This is a genomic window from uncultured Campylobacter sp., assembly GCF_938040115.1.
Taxonomy (GTDB): domain Bacteria; phylum Campylobacterota; class Campylobacteria; order Campylobacterales; family Campylobacteraceae; genus Campylobacter_A.
Genome location: NZ_CALHXD010000012.1, coordinates 1 through 1246, shown reverse-complemented (window position 1 = coordinate 1246; position 1246 = coordinate 1). Strand labels below are relative to the sequence as shown.

The following is a 1246-nucleotide window of genomic DNA, read 5'->3' as shown; positions in this document are numbered from 1 at the left end:
CGGACTTTGGCTGAGTTTATGAAAGAATTTGCTAGGAAAAACGGGTAAATTTGACGGGGCGCGCCGCTCGAATTTGGATTTGTTTCGGGCAAATTTAAACTCGGGGGTTTAAATTTGGGGCGCGTCAAATTTTGCTTTTTACTCAAATTTAAGCGGCTTTGGCTTGAGGGCGGTCGCTTAAATTTGCTTTGGTTTTACGGCGAGTCGGTCTTAAATTTGCCGAGTTAAATTTAGCTCTCGCTCGCCTCTTGTTATGCATTTTAAATTTGACTGTGTGAAGCGAAATTTGGAGAAAATTTGAGAAACTACGACGAAAATCCGATAATCATAAACGACTACGGCGCGCTGTTTTTGGCGGGATGGTATATTATTCTTTGACTCGATTCTCGTTTTTGTATTTGCTTTTAGCGACTACGGGCTTTTATATCGCATTTATCTTATTGCTTTGCCCGCATCTTTTTTATTATTCTGCCTATACAATACATACGTTTTCGCGCCGCGAGTTTTTAAACAAAAACCGAGCTTTTTTAGATTTTCTAACGAGCAAATTTATCATGTAGAGTATGTCTACGTAAACAAAGTAGAGAGCGAGGAGAAAATCACCCTCGTAAAAGACGTGGAAAAGGTCTATTTTTGCGTTATCAGCGAGCTTGATAGCAGATACGGCAGATTTCACTTTTTTACCCCGTATCAGCTCTATAAAAAGTCCTCTATCGGCGTGCATTTTAACAAAACGAAAGACTTTATAAGATATCTTTTAGTTTATCTGATATTTGCGCTGCCGTTTAAAATCTATAAACTCAAAAAATCGGGCGAACCGCTGTGGTTGCTGCGTAAAAATTTCGTTATCAGGATGAAAAATAGAAATTATTTTTTGGTAAATTGCTATAGCAGAGATGATTATTTTGAGTTGTTGCGGTATTTTCGGGCGAACAAAATCCCCGTGGAGGACAAGACGAAATTTATGCCGCAAGCTCAAAGATCTGCGATATTTTTCGAGGACAAACACGAGGTTTGGAGCGACGATCCAAACGATACGGAAATACCAAAAGACGACTGGAAGCGTAAGATGAGGCGGTTTTTTAGCTTAGAGTAATTTTGTCAAATTTGCGTATAAACACGCTTTTGAGATAAAGATTACGCCGTAAATTTTATGCGCTTGTCGCGCGGCTTTTGCCTCTTAAATTTTTTATCAAATTTTGCCGCTCGAATTAGCCCCTAGCAAACGCAAATTTTACAAATAAAA

1 protein-coding gene is annotated in these 1246 nt (G+C 38.9%); it reads left to right on the top strand.

Translation table 11 applies throughout. The features are described 5' to 3' along the window. Nucleotides 1-445 precede the first annotated feature (445 nt). On the top strand, nt 446-1096 hold the full coding sequence (locus Q0314_RS00450; RefSeq protein WP_298055286.1) for a hypothetical protein: 651 nt from the start codon (nt 446-448) through the stop codon (nt 1094-1096). The last annotated feature ends 150 nt before the right edge of the window (nt 1097-1246 follow it).